Below are 17,834 nucleotides of genomic sequence, written 5' to 3' on the forward strand. Positions count from 1 at the left end.
CGCAGGGGGCCGAGTCCGCCTCTTGTGGCGGCGGACCCGGCCCCGTGACTTCCGTTGCCTACCCGGTCGTCCCTGCTCAGCCGTGCCAGGAGCGCCACAGCGCCGCGTAGGCACCCCCGGCGGTCACCAGCTCGTCGTGGCTGCCCAGTTCGCTGATGCGGCCGCCCTCGACCACCGCGATGACGTCCGCGTCGTGCGCGGTGTGCAGCCGGTGAGCGATCGCCACGACCGTACGGCCGTCCAGCACCCGCGCCAGTGAACGCTCGAGATGCCGGGCCGCCCGCGGATCGAGCAGCGACGTCGCCTCGTCCAGCACCAGGGTGTGCGGGTCCGCCAGGACCAGGCGTGCCAGGGCGACCTGCTGAGCCTGCGCGGGAGTGAGGGCCAGCCCCCCGGAGCCCACCTCCGTGTCCAGGCCGTCGTCCAACGCCCTGGCCCAGTCATCCGCGTCCACCGCGGCGAGCGACGCCCACAGCTCGGCGTCCCCGGCGTCCGTACGGGCCAGCAGCAGGTTGTCCCGCAGCGAACCCACGAAGACGTGGTGCTCCTGGTTGACCAGAGCCACCTGCGTGCGGACCAGCTCCGCCGTCATCCGGGACAGTTCCGCGCCGCCCAGCGAGACGGAACCCTCCCGGGGCGCATAGATTCCGGCGAGCAGCCGGCCGAGCGTCGACTTGCCCGCTCCCGACGGCCCGACCAGCGCGAGCCGGGTGCCCGGCGAGAGGCGCAGGGAGACGTCGTGCAGCACGTCCACGCCTGCCTGGTACCCGAACCGCACCTCCTCGGCCCGCATCTCACGCCCCTCGGGGCCCGCCTGCCCGTCCCCGGCGTCGGGCTCGATCTCCCGCACGCCGACGAGCCTCGCCAGGGATACCTGGGCGACCTGCAGCTCGTCGTACCACCGCAGGATCAGCCCGATGGGATCCACCATCATCTGCGACAGCAGCGCCCCCGTCGTCAGCTGCCCGACGGTGATCCAGCCCTCGATCACGAACCATCCGCCCAGGAGCAGCACCGCGCCGAGGATCGTCACGTAGGTGGTGTTGATGACGGGAAAGAGCACCGACCTCAGGAAGAGGGTGTACCGCTCCCAGGCCGTCCACTCCTTGACCCTGCGGTCGGACAGGGCGACCCGGCGCGCGCCGAGCCGGTGCGACTCCACGGTCCGGCCGGCGTCCACCGTCTCGGCGAGCGCCGCCGCGACCGCCGCGTACCCGGCCGCCTCCGAGCGGTACGCCGAAGGCGCCCGCCGGAAGTACCAGCGGCAGCCGGCGAACAGAACCGGAAGGGCGATCAGGGCGGCGAGCGCCAGCGGCGGAGCGGTGACGGTGAGCGCCCCGAGCAGGAGTGCGACCCAGACGACGCCGATCGCCAACTGGGGTACGGCCTCCCGCATCGCGTTGGCCAGCCGGTCGACGTCCGTCGTGATCCTGGACAGGAGATCGCCGGTGCCCGCGCGTTCGAGGACACCCGGGGGCAGCCTGACCGAGCGCACCAGGAAGTCCTCCCGCAGGTCGGCCAGCATCTCCTCACCGAGCATCGCCCCGCGCAGCCGCATGATCCGGGTGAACACGGCCTGCACGACCAGTGCCAGCGCGAACACCCCGGCGGTGCGCTCCAGATGGAGGTCGGTGACTCCGTCGGAGAGGTCCTCGACGAGCCCGCCGAGGAGGTACGGCCCGGTGATCGACGCGATCACCGCGACCGCGTTGGTGGCGATCAGGACCACGAAGGCTCTGCGGTGGCGCCTCAGCAGGGCCTTCACGTAGGACCGTACGGTCGTCGGCGTACCGACCGGCAGGGTCGTGGCCGACGCCGGTGCGGCCGGGTCGTACTGCGGCGGTGCCAGGCCGATCATGCTCGCTCCTCGATTTCCTCGGCGGCACGGATCGGCCGTGGGCCGTCAAGAGTGCCGCGCCCGTCCCGCGGTGCCCGTCCCGCGCCGCCGTCCTCGGTCTCGCGGGTCACGACGGACACGTAACGCGGCTCCTTCCGCAGCAGTTCGCGGTGTGTTCCCGCCGCGACGACCGTGCCCCCGTGCAGAAGCACGACCCGGTCGGCGAGATCCAGCAGCAGCGGGGACGAGGCGAACGCCACCGTCGTACGCCCCCGGCGCAGCCGCTCGACGCCCGCCGCGACATGGGCCTCGGTGTGCGAGTCGACGGCGGACGTCGGTTCGTCGAGCACCAGCGTCCCCGGGTCGGTGACCAGTGACCGGGCCAGTGCGAGCCGCTGCCGCTGACCGCCGGACAGCGACCGGCCGCGCTCGGTGATCCGGGTGTTCATGGGGTCGCCGTCGGTGCCGGCCGAAGCCTGTGCGAGAGCGTCCAGCACATCGCCGCACCGCGCGGCTTCGAGAGCGTCCCCGGCTCGCACAGCCCCTGAGGACGGTACGTCCAGCAACTCGCGCAGCGTCCCCGAGAGCAGCACCGGGTCCTTGTCCTGCACGAGCACCGCGGTCCGTGCCGTGGCGAGCGGAAGCTCGTCCAGCGGGACCCCGCCCAGCAGCACGGACGGAAGCGTGCCGGACTCCTCGTCCTGCCCGGAGTGCCCACCGAGGCGTTCCGCCAGCCGTCCGGCCTCGTCGGGATCACCGCAGACGACAGCGGTGAACAGGCCGTGCGGCGCCAGCAGCCCCGTCACCGGGTCGTACAGATCGCCGGTGGGCACCTCCGTGTCGACCCCGTCGGTACCCGCCGTGTCCGTCGCCGTGGTACTCGCCGTGTCCACCGCCGTGGTACCCGCATTCCGGCGCAGGGACAGCACCCGGACAGCGCGCTTCGCGGACGGCCGCGAGAAGGAGTACGCCATGGCGATCTCCTCGACGGTGCGGAGCGGGTAGAGCATCAGGGTCGCCGCGCTGTACACGGTCACCAGCTGGCCGACGTCGATGCGCCCGTCGCGGGCCAGCGTCGCGCCGTACCAGACCAGCGAGATGAGCAGGACACCCGGAAGGAACACCTGGATCGCGGAGATCAGTGCCCACATCCGGGCGCTGCGCACCGCTGCCTCACGGACCTCCTGGGAGGCGCGCCGGTAGCGGCTCAGGAAGAGCTCCTCGCCGCCGATCCCGCGCAGCACGCGCAACCCGGCCACCGTGTCGGAGGCCAGTTCGGTGGCCCGGCCGGCCTTCGCCCGCTGCAGGTCGGCCCGGCGGGTGGCGCGGGGGAGCAGCGGCAGAACGGCCAGGGCCAGCACGGGAGTCGCGACCGCGACCAGCACACCGAGCGACGGCAGGTAGAACACCAGCGCGATGCAGATCAGGACGAGTGCCGTCGCAGAGGCGAGGAAGCGCGACAGCGCCTCGACGAACCAGCCGATCTTCTCGACGTCGCCCGTGGACACGGCGACCACCTCACCGGCCGCGACCCTCCGGGTCAGGGCCGATCCCAACTCGGCGGTCCTGCGGGCCAGCAACTGCTGGACCCGGGACGCCGCGGTGATCCAGTTGGTCACCGCGGTGCGGTGCAGCATGGTGTCGCCCAGCGCGATGAGCGCACCCAGGACGACGAGAAGGACTCCGGCCCTGGTCAGATCCCTGCCGGAGCGGTCGATGACGGCCTGCACGGCGAGGCCGACCGCCAGCGGGAGGCCGGCGAGCGCGCACTGGTGGAGCAGCCCCCAGCCCAGGGACCTGAGCTGACCGGTCAGCTGGCGCCGACCGAGCCAGAGAAGAAATCGAGGGCCCGACCGTACGTCGGGATCGCCGGGATCCGTAAACGGAAGATCGCGAATCTGCATGACGTCCCAAGGATCGGATGCGGAGGTTCGTGACGAACCTCTTGGAACAGTTGGGGGGACCAAACCGTCCAAGGTTCGCTTCCGGCGCAGGAGATGGGCAACCGATTATTCCGCCGCCGGCGTGGGCCGGTGTGGGCCGGTGTGGCACCCGTCCTCCTTCGCGCGCGTGGGTCTGGGTGCCGCCGGAGTGGGGCCCCAGTTCCGCCGCGCGCGTGGGCCGAGTGCCGTCGGCATGCCGCAAGGGGGCGTATCCGGGGGACGGCCGGCCGCGCTTCCGTGGTAACTCACCGGCCACCGGCGTGCTCCGGGGCGATTGGAGGACGGCGCGGGGACGGCGCATGGACGGGGCGGGGACGGTGCATGGACGGCGCGGGCAGGCCGGGACGCGGGGGTGCGCCCCGTCGAGTGCGTGCCCTGGCCCACCAGGGGGGGGCGTGGAACCGCGTGTGCTGAGTTCAGAGGGCGGGCCGGGTCGCCCGTTCGAGTTCGATGAGGGCCGATCGGTAGCGGCGGCCGGTCGCGCGGTCCATCCCGATCTCGCACATACGGTTGGCCGAGAGATAGGCGTCGTGCTCCCGGGTGTTGACCTCCGCAGCCTCCTTGGCGGTCGCTGAGTCGGTGAGCTCCTTGTGGAGCATGCCGCGGTCACCGGCGAAACCGCAGCAGCCCGCGTCGTCGGGCACCACCACGGATTCGGCGCACGCCTCGGCAAGGGCGCGCAGATGCGCCACGTCGCCCAGGTGCTCCATCGAGCAGGTGGGATGCAGCACGGCCGAATCCCGCTTGCGGAACACCGCCAGGTGGGGGAGCAGCTCGTCGGCCGCCCAGACCAACGAGTCGACCACCGTCAGTTCCTCGTGCAGCGCCCGGTTCTCGTCGGTGAGGTAGGGAACGACCTCTCGGGCGAGTCCCAGCGTGCAGGACGAGGCGTCGACGACCAGCGGCAGGGAACCGCCGGCCGTCCACCCCCAGGCCGCTTCGACGACGCGGTTCGCCATCACCGCGTTCGCGGTGTCGTACCCCTTCGAGTGCCAGATTGTCGCGCAGCAGGTGCCGGCGACGTCCTCCGGAATCCATACGGGCTTCGACGCCCGTGCGGACAGGGAGACGACCGACTCGGCGAGCGAGAGAGTGCCCGCTTCGTCAGGGCCGGCGAAGATGCGGTTCACACAAGCCGGGTAGTAGACGGCGCTCGCTCCGGCCCTGGAGGTGGCCGGCAGGGCCCGGGAGGCGGCCCCCGGAGTCTCCGGGAGCCATTCGGGCACCAGATCCGGGTTCACGGCCTTGCGGGCGAGCCGGGTCACGGCTTCGAGCGGCCGGTCGCCCGCATGGCGTGTGACGAAGGCCGCCGCACCCAGGGCGAGTCGCGCGGCGCTCTCCACGACCTTGAAGTGCCGCGCGGTCAGCGCCGCGACACGCTCCTCGCGCGGGGTGTGCCGGAGATGCCGGAAGTCCTTCATCATGGCGCCGGTGTCGATCCCGACCGGACACGCGAGCTTGCACGTCGAGTCTCCCGCGCAGGTGTCCACCGCGTCGTAGCCGTAGGCGTCCAGAAGCGCCGTCTCCACCGGGGAGCCGTCCGGCTGACGCATCATCTCCCGGCGCAGCACGATGCGCTGCCGCGGCGTCGTCGTGAGGTCTTCGCTGGGACAGGTCGGCTCGCAGAAGCCGCATTCGATGCAGGGGTCGGCCACCGGCTCGACCTTGGGGATGGTCTTGAGACCGCGCAGATGAGCCCTCGGGTCCCGGTCGAGGACGATCCGGGGGGCCAGCACCCCGTCGGGGTCGATGGCCTGCTTGGTGCGCCACATCAGCTCCGTCGCCGTGTGCCCCCACTCCCGCTCCAGGAACGGCGCGATATTGCGCCCGGTGGCGTGCTCCGCCTTCAGCGATCCGTCGAAGCGGTCGACGACGAGTGTGCAGAACTCGTCCATGAACGCGGCGTACCGGTCGACGTCGGCAGGCTTCGCCGCGTCGAAGGCGAGCAGGAAATGCAGGTTCCCGTGCGCCGCGTGCCCCGCCACGGCCGCGTCGAAGCCATGGACGGCCTGGAGAGCGAGCAGCGCCTCGCAGGCCTCCGACAGCCGGGACGGCGGAACGGCGAAGTCCTCCGTGATCAGTGTCGTGCCCGAGGGGCGGGAGCCCCCGACGGCGGTGACGAACGCCTTGCGGGCCTTCCAGTAACCGGAGACGGTGGCCGCGTCCCGGGTGAACTCGTTGGTGACGGAGACGACCGGGACCACGAGATCGAGATCCGCGACGACGGACGCGGCCGCCCGCTCGCACCCGGCCAGCGCCTCCTCGTCCGGTGCCCGGAACTCCACCAGGAGCGCCGTCGTTCCCTGGGGGAGACCCGCCCAGTCGGCCGGGACGCCCTCGACCCGGACGGAGGCGCGCAGGGTGTTGCCGTCCATCAGCTCCACGGCCGTCGCCCCGGCCCCGTTGAACCCGGGAACCGCGGCCGCGGCCGCCGTGAGGGACGGGAAGAACAGCAGGGCCGATGACACGTGCCGGTCCAGAGGCAGGGTGTCGAAGACGATCTCGGAGATGAAACCGAAGGTCCCCTCGGATCCGACCATGAGGCCCCGCAGGATCTCCACCGGCGTCGCCCCGTCGAGGAACGCGTCGAGGCGGTATCCGTTGGTGTTCTTGATCTCGTACTTGGCGCGGATGCGGGCGGTGAGCCGCTCGTCCGCCTCGATCTCCGCCTTGAGAGCGAGCAGTTCCTCACAGAGACGCGGTTCCGCCTGACGGAGCAGTTCGTCGGCGTCGGCCGCACCGGTGTCCACCACCGTGCCGCTCGGCAGGACGAAGGTCAGGGAGGAGACCGTGCGGTAGGAGTTCCTGGTCGTGCCCGCCGTCATCCCCGAGGCGTTGTTCGCGACGACACCTCCGACGGTGCACGCGATGGCACTGGCGGGATCGGGCCCCAGGACGCGGCCGTGCCGGGCGAGCGTGGCGTTCGCCCGCATCACGGTCGTGCCGGGCCCGATCCGGGCCCGGACGCCACCGTCCAGCACCTCGACACCCGTCCAGTGCCTGCGCACGTCGACGAGGATGTCCTCTCCCTGCGCCTGGCCGTTGAGACTGGTGCCGGCGGCCCGGAAGACCACGTCGCGGTCGTTGCCGTGGGCGTACGAGAGGATCGCCGAGATGTCGTCGAGATCCTCCGGCAGCAGCACGATCTGCGGCACGAAGCGGTAGGGGCTGGCGTCGGAGGCGTACCGCACGAGGTCGGAGACCTTCCACAGCACCTTCTCCGGACCGAGCAGAGCGGTCAGTCCCGCCCTCAGGGCGGCCGGCGAGCCGGACGCCTTCGAGCCCGGCACCCGATCGGGGGACGCCGGCCGGTCGGCGGCCGGTTGCAGGGCGTCGAATCCGGGCTTCAGCAGCGGCATGTCAGATCCCCTCGACGGTCCGGTGCGGTGGTGCACCGGGTGTCTCAGCAGCGGCGGCGCTCCGGCATCCCGTCGACCAGAGCGGTGAGCAGCCCGCCGAGCACCTCGCGCTGTTCGGCGGTCAACGGAGCCAGGATCTCCTCCGCGGCGGCCTTCCGCGCGTCGCGCATCGAACGGAGCACCGTCCTGCCCTCCTCGGTGATCTCGATCCGGACCACCCGGCGGTTGGCGGGATCCGGGGCGCGCCGCACCCGCCCGCTCGCCTCCAGCCCGTCGACCAGGGTCGTCACGGCGCGGGGGACGACGTCCAGCCGCTCGGCCAGGTCCGCCATCCGGGGAGGGCCGTCGTAATGCGCCGTCGCGCGCAGCAGCCGGAACTGGGCCGGGGTGATGCCTATCGGCTCCAGCTGCCGGCTCTGGATGCGCTGAAGCCGGCGAGTCAGCCGCAGCAACTGTTCGGCGAGCATGCCGTCGGAGTCGGGGGAGTCCATACGGGAACAATATCAGGACGTAGTTCATTGTGAACAGAGGTAACTATGAGCTAGGCTCTCAAAATCGGCAGCCCTGTCCGACGTCCGCCGCCCCGCGGCCGGCCGGCAACCGCCGGCGGCCTGCAGGCGCCGACCCGGGAGCGTGGCCGTCACCCGCGGCCGGGCCGTACGACCGGTTCGGTCCCCGCACGCTTGCGAAGGAGCCCATGAAACCCGACGAACCCACCTGGACACCCCCGCCCGCAGGAGCCGGTCAGCCGCCCGCGGAGCTGCGCCGAATCCTCCGGCTCTTCCGGCCCTACCGCGGCAGACTCGCCGTCGTGGGCCTGCTCGTCGGCGCATCCTCCCTGGTGTCGGTGGCCTCACCGTTCCTGCTCCGCGAGGTGCTGGACACCGCCATCCCGCAGGGGCGGACCGGCCTGCTCACGCTGCTGGCCCTCGGCATGGTCCTCACCGCCGTGATGAACAGCGTCTTCGGAGTCCTGCAGACCCTGATCTCCACGACGGTCGGCCAGCGTGTCATGCACGACCTGCGCACCGCCGTCTACACCCAGCTGCAGCGGATGCCGCTCGCCTTCTTCACCCGCACCCGCACCGGCGAAGTCCAGTCCCGCATCGCCAACGACATCGGCGGGATGCAGGCCACGGTCACCTCCACCGCGACATCCCTGGTCTCCAACCTCACCTCCGTCGTCGCCACCGTGGTCGCGATGCTGGCCCTGGACTGGCGTCTCACCGTCGTCTCGCTGCTCCTGCTCCCCGTCTTCGTCTGGATCAGCCGCCGGGTGGGCAGAGAGCGCAAGAAGATCACCACGCAGCGCCAGAAGCAGATGGCCGCGATGGCCGCCACGGTCACCGAGTCCCTCTCGGTCAGCGGCATCCTGCTGGGCCGGACGATGGGCCGTTCCGACTCGCTCACCAAGGCGTTCGCGGAGGAATCGGAGCGCCTGGTCGACCTGGAGGTGCGCTCCAACATGGCGGGGCGCTGGCGGATGTCGACGATCGGCATCGTCATGGCCGCCATGCCGGCCGTCATCTACTGGGCAGCGGGTCTCACCCTCCAGTCGGGGGCCACCGCCGTCTCCATCGGTACGCTCGTGGCCTTCGTCTCGCTCCAGCAGGGACTGTTCCGGCCGGCGGTGAGCCTCATGTCGACGGGGGTGCAGATGCAGACCTCCCTCGCCCTCTTCGCGCGCATCTTCGAATACCTCGATCTCGACGTGGACATCACCGAACCCGAGATTCCGGTCAGGCTGGAGAAGATCCGCGGTGAGATCGCCTTCGAGGACGTCACCTTCAGCTACGACGAGAAGAACGGCCCCACACTCAGTGGTATCGACGTGACCGTGCCGGCCGGCACCAGCCTCGCCGTCGTCGGCCCCACGGGGTCGGGCAAGTCCACGCTCAGCTACCTCGTGCCCCGGCTCTACGACGTCACCGGAGGCAGGGTCACCATCGACGGGGTCGACGTCCGGGACCTCGACTTCGACACTCTCGCCCGCGCGGTCGGAGTGGTCTCGCAGGAGACCTACCTCTTCCACGCCTCGGTCGCCGAGAACCTCCGGTTCGCCAAGCCGGACGCCACCGAGAAGGAGATCGAGGCCGCGGCGCGCGCCGCGCAGATCCACGACCACATCGCCGGACTGCCCGACGGGTACGACACGCTCGTCGGTGAACGCGGCTACCGCTTCTCCGGCGGCGAGAAGCAGCGACTGGCCATCGCCCGGACCATCCTGCGCGACCCGCCCGTGCTCATCCTCGACGAGGCGACCAGCGCACTTGACACCCGCACGGAACACGCGGTCCAGCAGGCCATCGACGCGCTGTCCATGGGCCGCACCACACTCACCATCGCCCACCGGCTCTCGACCGTCCGGGACGCGGACCAGATCGTCGTACTGGACCGAGGCCGTGCCTCCGAACGCGGCACACACGAGGAACTGCTCGCCGAGAACGGCCGCTACGCCGCGCTGATCCGCAGGGACAGCTCCCTGGAACCGACCGCCACCTGAGACGCCCGCACCGTACGCTCGGACCCGCCCACACGGACCCGGGCCGCAGGTGCCTCCCCGAAGAACGCGACGCCCGGACGGTGCGGCATGATCCCCCTCATGAGGGCACTGCTCGGGGTCGAACTCCCCGGATACCAGAGGTTGGACACCGGCGACGAGAACGTCGACGCCTGGACGAGCAACGACGGTGACGTGGTGTCGTTGCACTACTTCGCTCTGCCGCCGGACCTTCCGGCTTCCCTGGACGACGGACCCGCACTGCGCGCCACACTCACCCACTGGACCGCACAGGCGGGCGGCGGGCTCATCGAGGCGTCGGTGAAGACGCTGGGAGGACTGCCGGCGCTGCGGCAGATACTCAAGGTCCCCCTGCCGCAACAGCCCAGTGGCCAGGTCTTCATAGGCAGCTACACGGTTCCCCGGCGGGACTGCAGCACGGTGGTGAAGATCCAGGCTCCCGAACGCGGTAGGACGGGGATGCGCGAAGCCCTCGTGATGGCGAAAGTCGGCCCCGACGCGTACTTCCGGCCGCACCCCTACGCCCCCGACGTTCAGGGAGGCCTGCCCTTCCACGTCGCCGATCACGCCCGCTGGGACGAGGAGTTCCCCGATCACCCGCTCACCCGGGTCCGCCGCACACTGGCCGCGCTCGTGGAAGCGGTCACCGTGGAACCGGCCTTCGCCTCTCGGCCACCGTTCGCCGGGCCCGCTCCCAGGGACCCCCGGATCTGATTTCGCCGAAACGCACGGCGGCGCCGCCGCTCCCGTGGGACGGGGAGCGACGGCGCCGTGGTGCAGGAACGGTCAGACGAGCCAACCCACGAAGTGGACGATGCCGGCAAGCAGGTTGGTCAGGAAGTTCATCTGTCATTCTCCTAGTGCGTGGTGCATCTGTGTGGGACTTACGCGGTAGCGGTCTGCAGCCCGCTGTGTGCGTGTAGTAATCATCAACTGCCGCGCGGCAGTTGAGCAATCAATCCCGGGACGGCCACGCGTTCGAGCGAACACCCGATCCCTTGTTCGTGTGTTCTGTGTGCTCGTGTGACCTCAGGGTCGGATGGGGTTCCGGTGGCGTCGGATCCGGCACCCGGGACGGCCCTCCGGCTCCGTCGAGCAGCAGAGCTGTCACAGGTGGGCCTCGGGGCCCGTCAGGAGCGCAGCCGCGGCCGGTTACGGACACGGCGCCCCGGCCATGCCTGCGGTCCGCCGGCAGTTCGTGGGCTTCGGTGATCCGCTGTAGCAGCGGGGCCGCGACGTAGTGGACTTCGGACTCCGGTGGACAGTGGCAGGGACCTGGCCGGGGGATCCCAGAGGTGAGGGGGGCACGGGGGCCGACTGCTCAGGCCGGAACGCTCTCCAGCAAGCGGGTGACCGGGCGGACCGCCGCGCGGCCCGCCCGGTTGGCGCCGATCGTGCTCGCCGACGGCCCGTACCCCACGAGGTGCACCCGCCCGTCGCGTACCGCCCGGGTGTCCTCGACGCGGATTCCGCCCCCGGGTTCGCGGAGTCTCAGAGGTGTCAGATGGTCGATGGCGGCTCGGAAGCCGGTGGCCCAGAGGATCACGTCGACGTCGACGGTCCGCCCGTCGGCCCAGGCCACCCCGTCCTCCGTGATCCGGTCGAACATCGGCAGGCGGTCCAGAACTCCCTGCTCGCGGGCGCGCCGGACGGCGTCGTTGAGCGGCAGCCCGGTGACACTCACCACGCTGCGCGGTGGCAGTCCTCGGCGTACGCGCTCCTCCACCAGCGCGACGGCGGCCCGCCCCTGCTCCTCGCCGAACGGTCCCTCGCGGAAGACCGGCGGCCGGCGTGTCACCCAGAACGTCTCCGCCGCGGTTCCCGCGAGTTCCATCAGATGCTGGGTGCCCGAGGCGCCACCGCCGACCACCATCACACGGAGGCCGGCGAACTCCGCCGGCCCCGGGTAGTCCACCGTGTGCAACTGGCGGCCCCGGAAGGTCTCCAGCCCGGGGTAACGCGGCCAGAACGGCCGGTCCCAGGTGCCGGTGGCGTTGATCAGGGCACGGGGTGAGTAGACACCCTCGGACGTCTCGACGCGCAGCCGCCCGCCGTCACCCTCACGTACGGCGCCGACCTCCACCGGACGGTGCACCAGGAGGTTGAACCGCTGCTCGTACGCGTCGAAATAGGAGGAGATCACCTCTGAGGAGGGCCGGTCGGGGTCCGCGCCGGTCAGTTCCATACCGGGCAGCGCGTGCATTCCGTGCACCTTGCCGTAGGTCAGCGAAGGCCAGCGGTACTGCCAGGCCCCGCCGGGGGCCGGTGCGTGGTCGAGCACCACGAAGTCGCGGTTCGGCCGGAGGCCGGTGCGCCGCAGGTGGTAGGCGGCGGAGAGTCCGGCCTGCCCGGCACCGATGACGACCACGTCCAGTTCGCGCGTCCCAAAGTTGTTCACGCTTCCACTAACTGTGGAGGTGCTCCGGATCTTCCCGGGCGAGATCTGTGATCACCGGGTCGGCGGTGGGCGGCGCGACGCCGGGCAGCCGGAGGAAGGCTCGACAGGCGAGTGGGCGAGCCTCGCGGCGGACGGGACAATGGCCCCATGGCCGACACCTTCAGCACCCATGTCCTCAGCCTCAGCACCGGGCGGACCGAAACCGTGACGGACCTGACGCAGGACTGCGCACAGTTCCTCGACCGTACGGCTCGTGGCCGGGACGGTCTGCTCAACGTCTTCGTGCCTCATGCCACGGCCGGGATCGCCGTCCTGGAGACCGGCGCCGGCAGCGACGACGACCTCCTGGCCGCGCTGCGGACCCTCCTCCCCGCCGACGACCGCTGGCAACACCGCCACGGAAGCCCGGGCCACGGCCGCGACCACGTGCTCCCTGCCCTGGTGCCGCCACACGCGACCTTGCCGGTGATCGGCGGGAAGGTGGAACTGGGGACGTGGCAGTCCATCTGTCTGGTGGACACGAACGTGTCGAATCACAATCGGCAGGTGCGGTTGTCGTTCTTGGGCGGCGTAGGCGAGGCCTGACTGTACGGGGGTCCGGCCGCACCACTTGCAAGGGGCCATGGTGGGAGGCCGTACCAGTACTCACGCTCTCCCCGGCTCCGCCGCCGATGTGTGGTCGTGGTGTGACCCTGTTGTCTCTGGGAGGTACAGCCCGCCTCGCTGACGGACCACCGGCCCAACTCCTCGGCGGACGAAGTGGACCACTGGGCTTCAGTGGTTCGCTGGAGACGGTGTGCCCCAAGCGGTAGCGGAGCCTCTGGGCGAGATCCGCTGCAAGAGCGCCCTGTGCGTGGAAAGATCCCTCGATCGACCATGAGCGCGAGAGGGCTGCGTGCCGCTTGCCGCACCGGGAGGGGAGCCCGAGATGGCCCTGCTGTCAGCGAGTCCGAAGTGGCCCATGCTGCCCGAGTATTTCCACGACTGGGCGTTGGTGGACGTGGAGACTTCCGGGCTGAGGCCCGGAAGGGACCGCGTACTGTCCCTCGCGGTCGTCACGCTGGACGGACACGGCCGGCGGACCGGCGAGTTCTCCACGCTCCTCAACCCGGGCTGCGACCCGGGGCCTGTGCATGTTCATGGGCTCACTCGCGCGCGCCTGGCAGGCGCACCCACCTTCGAGGAGATCGCGCCGCAGGTCGGCGCGCTGCTTAGCGGTCGCGTCCTTGTCGCCCATAACGCGCAGTTCGACTACGACTTCCTGGCCCACGAGTTCGCCCAGGTCCGCTCGTGGGTGCCCGTGAGCAGACGTCTGTGCACCTTGGCTCTCAACAGGCTGATCGCGCCCGCGACGCCGAATCTCAAGCTGGGAACGCTTGCCGCGCACTACGGCGTGCGTCAGGAGCGAGCCCACGACGCGCAGGACGACGTCCGGGTGCTCACAGGGATTCTGCAGGGCTCGCTGGACGCCGCGGGACGTCTGGGCCTGGACCTTCCGCTTCTGGCCTGCCCACCGCGCCAGGACTACAAGCCCTTCGTTCCGAAGACCCCGTGTCCGTACCGGAACCCCGGCCGGTTCCGGGCGGGGGACTGTCTGGTGCAGGGGATGAAGGTCGCCGTCACCGGCGAAACCCTGATGTCCCGCGAGGAACTGATCGCCTGCTCGGTGGCGGCCGGCCTCAACTCGATGACTTCGGTCAGCGGACAGACCAGCCTCCTGGTCACCAATGATCCTGGCCAGGGGACCGCCAAACTACGCAGGGCCGTTGCTGAAGGCGTTCCCCTGGTGGACGAGGTGACTTATCTGCGGCTGCTGGACGAGGTGCGGCCCGGCCAGGTCAAGGGCGCGGCTCGAGCCGCAGTCGCCGGACGAGGCCGTGCCGCAGAGACGCCGGGGGAGACGGCTGCCGCGCCCCGCAAGCCTGTGCCCGCCCTGCCCGCGCAGCGCACCACGACGCCGGTCCCACGCAGCGGTGCCGCCAGGGCGGACCGACCGCTCGCCGGGCGCCGGGTCCTGGTGCTGGGCGGCACTCACGAGGAAGCCGGGGCGGCGCGCGTCCGGGTCGTCGAGCTCGGCGCCTCCGCAGCGGTCAACCTCTCGGCGAAAGTCACCGACATCGTGCTGTTCCCCGGCGGGGAATTGGACCGGCGCATGAGCCGCATTACCTCGCTCGGCCTGCCGCTCCACACTGCCGACTGGCTCCTCGCGCCCACTACGGCCCCTGTCCCCGAACCCGGTTCCGTACATCAGGACCTGGTTGCCGAGTCGCCGGACACGGCAGAAGTCCTGGTCCGGGGCGAGGTCGTCGACCTGCCCGAAGCCGGTGCGACGTGGACTGTGGCGGCCACATGGGGGCAGCTCACCGCATGCGACGTCGATGTCGTCGCCTTCCTGCTGGACGCGCAGGAACAAGTCGCGGGAGACGAGGACTTCGTCTTCTACGGAGCGCCCGAACACCCTGACGGCACGGTGTGGCTCGCCAAGGACGGCCCGACGGAGCAAGCCGTCGGCGTCGACCTGGAGCGGCTACCCCTGGAGGTGACCAAGGTCGTGATCGCGGCGGCGATCGACGGCGACGCCACATTCTCGGACGTCGGCGCGGTGGAGGTCGTCGCCACTCGCGGGATTGGCGAGGCCCCGACCGCCCTTGCCACCCTCGACGCCGCCACCACTGAGCGCACCATGGTCCTCGCCGAGATCTACCGCCGGGGCGAGGGGTGGCGGCTTCGCGCGGTCGGGCAGGGGTACGACCACGCTCTCGCGGGCCTCGCCCGGTCCTACGGAGTCGACGTCGCCGAATGACTCCACGGCAGGACCACGACTTCCAATCGTCCAGAAGGGGAGGCCCACGGTTCGTGTTCTCAGGGTGCGACGCCGACCGGGGGCGTCGCTTCGGGGTACGGGGCCGGGGATGAGGTCGCGGTTCATGTGCTCCTTGAATTCGTGCCGCACCGCCCGAAGGCCGACCCGATCGGCCTCGACGAGGTCTCCCACTGGGACCTCCTCACCAGCGCCTCACCGACACCGGCCTCGACGTCGAGGTCCGGGCCGCCGACGCGATCCTCCTGCTGATCGGCCAGCACCTCACCCGCATCGCCGCCCTGCCCATCACGGCCATGGGCACCCACGACGGGACGGCGTTGCTCCTCCTGGGCCGGACCCCCGATTGTGCTGCCCACCACCCTGGCCGACCTCTTGGCCACCCTCGCCGACCGCTCCGTTCCCCAAGGCTGGGCCACGAATACCAGCGCCGGCTGCCTGTTCCCCGGCCATCTGCTTGGCGCCCACATCTCCGCCGCCCTCAGCCGACGCCTGGCCGCCCAAGACGTTCCCGACCGGCCCGCCCGGACCACCGCCCTGGTGGCTCTCGCCGCAGACCTGCCGCCCGCGGTCCTCGGCCCGATGCTTGGCCTCCACCCGACCACGGTCGTCCAGTGGCGCCGTCGCGCCGCCACCGACTGGACCGCGACCTCGAAGCACGCACCGTGGCCGCGGGCCAGGGGTAGGGCCGAGCAAGCAGGCAGGACCGGGTTGCTGGACTGGATTGCCTGGCAAGACCTGCGGCGATCTCCCAGTCTTCCGGCGTATGGGAGCATTCTTCGATGTGGCGTGAGCAGATCCTTGAGGCGACGGCTGGTGCTGAGCTCGGTGCTCCGGCCGACGAAGCGGAACTGGCTGCGATCGAGAGCGCACTCGGACAGCCGCTACCCGCGCAACTGGCCAGTCTCTTGCGAGAGTGCGATGGCGTGCGCGGACGCTACGGTCTCGACGTCGTGTGGAGTGCCGAGCGAATCGCGAAGAGTAACGCGGAGTTCCGCAGTGCCCGGGATTTCGCGGATCTGTACATGTCATTCGAACCGCTGATGTTCTTCGGCGACAACGGGGGAGGCGACCAGTTCGCCTTCGTTCGAACTCCGCAGCGCGACGAGGTCTTTGTCTGGGACCACGAGACGGACAGCCGATACCTAGTCTCCTATGGTCTGGACAAGTACATCGAACAGGCCCTGCGGGCGACCGGAGACTGGTACCGGTAGACCGGCCATCGGAATACAGCACTATTGGTATGACGCTCCCCGTCGGCTGGGGCCTCGGCCTGGACGGCGGGGCGGCGGGAGGTGTACGCGAACGATCAGGGATCGGCTGTTTCGCTCGTCGCGGTAACGGCGCGGTCTTCGATCGGTTGGGCCCTGATACCACCCCGGGCAGGATTCGTCCCTGACGCGACGCCGGGACGACAGAGGGCGGCACGCGAAATCAGCGGTGTTCGACGGCGATGCCGGTGAACAGGGCGGTCGCCGACCCGGCCAGGAGCAGGTGTACGGCTGCGGCGATCCACAGCTGTAGTTCCAGGAGTCCGCTCCCGGCCTCCATCACGCCTCCGCTGATTCACGCGGTGCGGCGGGGGGCACGGGCCGTACGCGGCCCGGTGAGCCGAAGTCGTCATCGGCGAACAGCACACCCCAGCCCAGCCAGAAGGCGAGCGCGGCCGTCGCCGCGCCGAGAAACAAGCGCGACGGCGCCATCGACCCACACCGAAGGAGAGCGCACGCCCTTCAGGCTGTTGTCGCTGAGTCACATACGCCTGAGTACGCCTACTCAGGCGTCGGCGTCCCGGCCAACTCACGCTGAGGCCCGTTGCGAGGGCCGGGGGAGGACGCGATGGGTGGTGCGGTGACCGAACCGCGCGCTGTACGGGCGCGGCAGGCGAAGCGGGCGGCACGTGCCGCCGCGGCCGGTGTCGTCGCGGTGGCCGCTGCCGGGGTGTCGATGTGGTTGGTGGTGAACTCCAGCGCGTGCCGCAGCGCGCCGGGCTTCGGCTGTCTCGGCTATGCCCTGTGGTGGTTTTCTCTGCTGCCGGTCCTGGTCTTCGGCCTCACCTGGCCGGTCTTGCGGCTTCTCGCGGTCCGGCCTGCCTGGCTGACTGCGCTGCTGGGCACCGGCATTGGCTGCTATCTGCTGTGGTGCCTGGACTCGTTGCGGTGGCTGCCGAGCGGCACCCTGCTCCTTCAGACGGCCCTGTGCGCGGGAGCGTTCGCCCTCGCGGCATGGTTCACCCAGTCCTGCCGGCCCCGGTGGCCGCGAGCAGCCGCCGCCCTGGCCCTGGTCCTGCTGATGCCGCTCGACTCCCTCGCCTCCACGCAGCTGGCCCACCACAATCAGAGCACCGAACTCGCCCATGCGGGCGTGCCGTTGCTGGCACCCAATGTGCCCGACGGCTACCACCTGGAGGGCGTCGGCACCAGTGGAACGGCGCACAGCAGCCAGCCCACCTTCTACTACCGGATCGCCCCGGTCGACGCAGGCCGGCAAGCCGACTCCATGGAGGAGCTCCACCGGGTCATCCAGGTAGTCGTCGGTCCTCGCCTGCCGAACTTCACGCCGCCCTCGCACTGCGCGGCGCTCACCAACGTGTATCCGGTGCCCGCACCCGCCTGCACCCCCATCGCCCCCGGAGTGTGGCGGTGGTCGAGGTACGGCTTCGTCAAGTACTTCACCTGGGTCGGTGATGCGGTCGCCGTCGTCGAAGCACGCACGCCACCGGTCAGCAGCGCACTGCTGCGCAGCATCGCCTCCAGCATGCGCGTGCGCGCGCCTGCGTACTTCTCCGAGCAGTGAACCACCCATCCCGCCACGACCACGCTCCTGAGTCGAGGGCCAACGGAGTAATCCTCGGCCGTGACTGCCATGAGAATGATGGCGGCGATTCGAGAACGTGATCTCGGATCACCTCTTAACGTGGGCGCCGAAGTGCCGCAGGGGTGGCGGCGGAGGGGA

At 70.6% G+C, this 17,834-nt stretch carries 13 protein-coding genes and 1 pseudogene; 7 read left to right on the top strand and 7 right to left on the bottom strand.

The genetic code is table 11. The annotated features are described in order from the left end of the window. Positions 1-76: 76 nt before the first annotated feature. From ACFXOA_RS07285 to ACFXOA_RS07300, 4 genes are all read right to left on the bottom strand, one after another. Positions 77-1,858 (bottom strand): ABC transporter ATP-binding protein, encoded by a 1,782-nt coding sequence (locus ACFXOA_RS07285; RefSeq protein WP_385023555.1) that lies wholly within the window; start codon positions 1,856-1,858, stop codon positions 77-79. Next, a complete protein-coding gene (locus ACFXOA_RS07290; protein ID WP_385023557.1) occupies positions 1,855-3,741 on the bottom strand; it encodes an ABC transporter transmembrane domain-containing protein in 1,887 nt (628 codons plus the stop codon). The genes ACFXOA_RS07285 and ACFXOA_RS07290 overlap by 4 nt, the downstream gene beginning before the upstream one ends. 455 nt (positions 3,742-4,196) lie before the next feature. Beyond that, a complete protein-coding gene (locus ACFXOA_RS07295; RefSeq protein ID WP_385023559.1) occupies positions 4,197-7,139 on the bottom strand; it encodes an FAD-binding and (Fe-S)-binding domain-containing protein in 2,943 nt (980 codons plus the stop codon). A gap of 44 nt (positions 7,140-7,183) precedes the next feature. After that, positions 7,184-7,630, bottom strand: a complete 447-nt coding sequence (locus ACFXOA_RS07300; RefSeq protein WP_385023561.1) for a MarR family winged helix-turn-helix transcriptional regulator — start codon at positions 7,628-7,630, stop codon at positions 7,184-7,186. Positions 7,631-7,836: 206 nt separating this feature from the next. On the opposite strand from ACFXOA_RS07300, the gene ACFXOA_RS07305 reads away from it, so the two are divergent. Both ACFXOA_RS07305 and ACFXOA_RS07310 read left to right on the top strand, forming a co-directional pair. Continuing rightward, the gene (locus ACFXOA_RS07305) at positions 7,837-9,642 is read left to right on the top strand and encodes an ABC transporter ATP-binding protein (RefSeq protein ID WP_385023563.1); all 1,806 of its coding nucleotides are present in this window, start codon (positions 7,837-7,839) and stop codon (positions 9,640-9,642) included. Between the two features lie 99 nt (positions 9,643-9,741). Further along, on the top strand, positions 9,742-10,374 hold the full coding sequence (locus ACFXOA_RS07310; RefSeq protein ID WP_385023565.1) for a hypothetical protein: 633 nt from the start codon (positions 9,742-9,744) through the stop codon (positions 10,372-10,374). A 607-nt stretch (positions 10,375-10,981) separates the two neighbouring features. Here the strand turns inward: ACFXOA_RS07310 and ACFXOA_RS07315 are convergent. After that, positions 10,982-12,058: an NAD(P)-binding domain-containing protein gene (locus tag ACFXOA_RS07315; RefSeq protein ID WP_385023567.1), complete on the bottom strand. Its 1,077-nt coding sequence runs from the start codon at positions 12,056-12,058 to the stop codon at positions 10,982-10,984. A gap of 147 nt (positions 12,059-12,205) precedes the next feature. Here ACFXOA_RS07315 and ACFXOA_RS07320 point away from each other — a divergent pair, with 147 nt between their 5' ends. Together ACFXOA_RS07320 and ACFXOA_RS07325 are read left to right on the top strand one after the other, a co-directional pair. Next, positions 12,206-12,643: a secondary thiamine-phosphate synthase enzyme YjbQ gene (locus ACFXOA_RS07320; RefSeq protein WP_385023569.1), complete on the top strand. Its 438-nt coding sequence runs from the start codon at positions 12,206-12,208 to the stop codon at positions 12,641-12,643. Positions 12,644-12,986: 343 nt separating this feature from the next. Beyond that, positions 12,987-14,861: a TerD family protein gene (locus ACFXOA_RS07325; protein ID WP_385023571.1), complete on the top strand. Its 1,875-nt coding sequence runs from the start codon at positions 12,987-12,989 to the stop codon at positions 14,859-14,861. Between the two features lie 122 nt (positions 14,862-14,983). On the opposite strand, the gene ACFXOA_RS07330 is transcribed toward ACFXOA_RS07325, so the two are convergent. Next, positions 14,984-15,241 carry a hypothetical protein gene (locus tag ACFXOA_RS07330; RefSeq protein ID WP_385023573.1) on the bottom strand — a complete coding sequence of 86 codons (258 nt, stop codon included), beginning with the start codon at positions 15,239-15,241 and terminating at the stop codon, positions 14,984-14,986. A gap of 420 nt (positions 15,242-15,661) precedes the next feature. Here ACFXOA_RS07330 and ACFXOA_RS07335 point away from each other — a divergent pair, with 420 nt between their 5' ends. Both ACFXOA_RS07335 and ACFXOA_RS07340 read left to right on the top strand, forming a co-directional pair. Further along, a complete protein-coding gene (locus tag ACFXOA_RS07335) occupies positions 15,662-16,093 on the top strand; it encodes an SMI1/KNR4 family protein (protein WP_385023575.1) in 432 nt (143 codons plus the stop codon). A gap of 45 nt (positions 16,094-16,138) precedes the next feature. Next, positions 16,139-16,234: pseudogene (locus ACFXOA_RS07340) on the top strand (HNH endonuclease); the annotation flags it as partial. Between the two features lie 195 nt (positions 16,235-16,429). On the opposite strand, the gene ACFXOA_RS07345 reads toward ACFXOA_RS07340, so the two are convergent. Then, positions 16,430-16,582, bottom strand: coding sequence for a hypothetical protein (locus ACFXOA_RS07345; RefSeq protein WP_385023577.1), 153 nt, complete (start codon positions 16,580-16,582; stop codon positions 16,430-16,432). A 136-nt stretch (positions 16,583-16,718) separates the two neighbouring features. On the opposite strand from ACFXOA_RS07345, the gene ACFXOA_RS07350 reads away from it, so the two are divergent. Then, the gene (locus ACFXOA_RS07350) at positions 16,719-17,675 is read left to right on the top strand and encodes a hypothetical protein (protein ID WP_385023579.1); all 957 of its coding nucleotides are present in this window, start codon (positions 16,719-16,721) and stop codon (positions 17,673-17,675) included. Positions 17,676-17,834: the final 159 nt, after the last annotated feature.

Origin of the sequence: Streptomyces sp. NPDC059166 (assembly GCF_042755185.1) — a bacterium.
GTDB lineage: Bacteria > Actinomycetota > Actinomycetes > Streptomycetales > Streptomycetaceae > Streptomyces.

Excerpts from the sequence above, each read along its gene's own strand:
- ACFXOA_RS07335 (WP_385023575.1), top strand. The coding sequence starts at position 15,662 with ATGTGGCGTGAGCAGATCCTTGAGGCGACGGCTGGTGCTGAGCTCGGT.
- ACFXOA_RS07325 (WP_385023571.1), top strand. The coding sequence starts at position 12,987 with ATGGCCCTGCTGTCAGCGAGTCCGAAGTGGCCCATGCTGCCCGAGTAT.
- ACFXOA_RS07305 (WP_385023563.1), top strand. The coding sequence starts at position 7,837 with ATGAAACCCGACGAACCCACCTGGACACCCCCGCCCGCAGGAGCCGGT.
- ACFXOA_RS07290 (WP_385023557.1), bottom strand. The coding sequence starts at position 3,741 with ATGCAGATTCGCGATCTTCCGTTTACGGATCCCGGCGATCCCGACGTA.
- ACFXOA_RS07320 (WP_385023569.1), top strand. The coding sequence starts at position 12,206 with ATGGCCGACACCTTCAGCACCCATGTCCTCAGCCTCAGCACCGGGCGG.
- ACFXOA_RS07285 (WP_385023555.1), bottom strand. The coding sequence starts at position 1,858 with ATGATCGGCCTGGCACCGCCGCAGTACGACCCGGCCGCACCGGCGTCG.
- ACFXOA_RS07310 (WP_385023565.1), top strand. The coding sequence starts at position 9,742 with ATGAGGGCACTGCTCGGGGTCGAACTCCCCGGATACCAGAGGTTGGAC.
- ACFXOA_RS07295 (WP_385023559.1), bottom strand. The coding sequence starts at position 7,139 with ATGCCGCTGCTGAAGCCCGGATTCGACGCCCTGCAACCGGCCGCCGAC.
- ACFXOA_RS07350 (WP_385023579.1), top strand. The coding sequence starts at position 16,719 with ATGGGTGGTGCGGTGACCGAACCGCGCGCTGTACGGGCGCGGCAGGCG.
- ACFXOA_RS07345 (WP_385023577.1), bottom strand. The coding sequence starts at position 16,582 with ATGGCGCCGTCGCGCTTGTTTCTCGGCGCGGCGACGGCCGCGCTCGCC.
- ACFXOA_RS07300 (WP_385023561.1), bottom strand. The coding sequence starts at position 7,630 with ATGGACTCCCCCGACTCCGACGGCATGCTCGCCGAACAGTTGCTGCGG.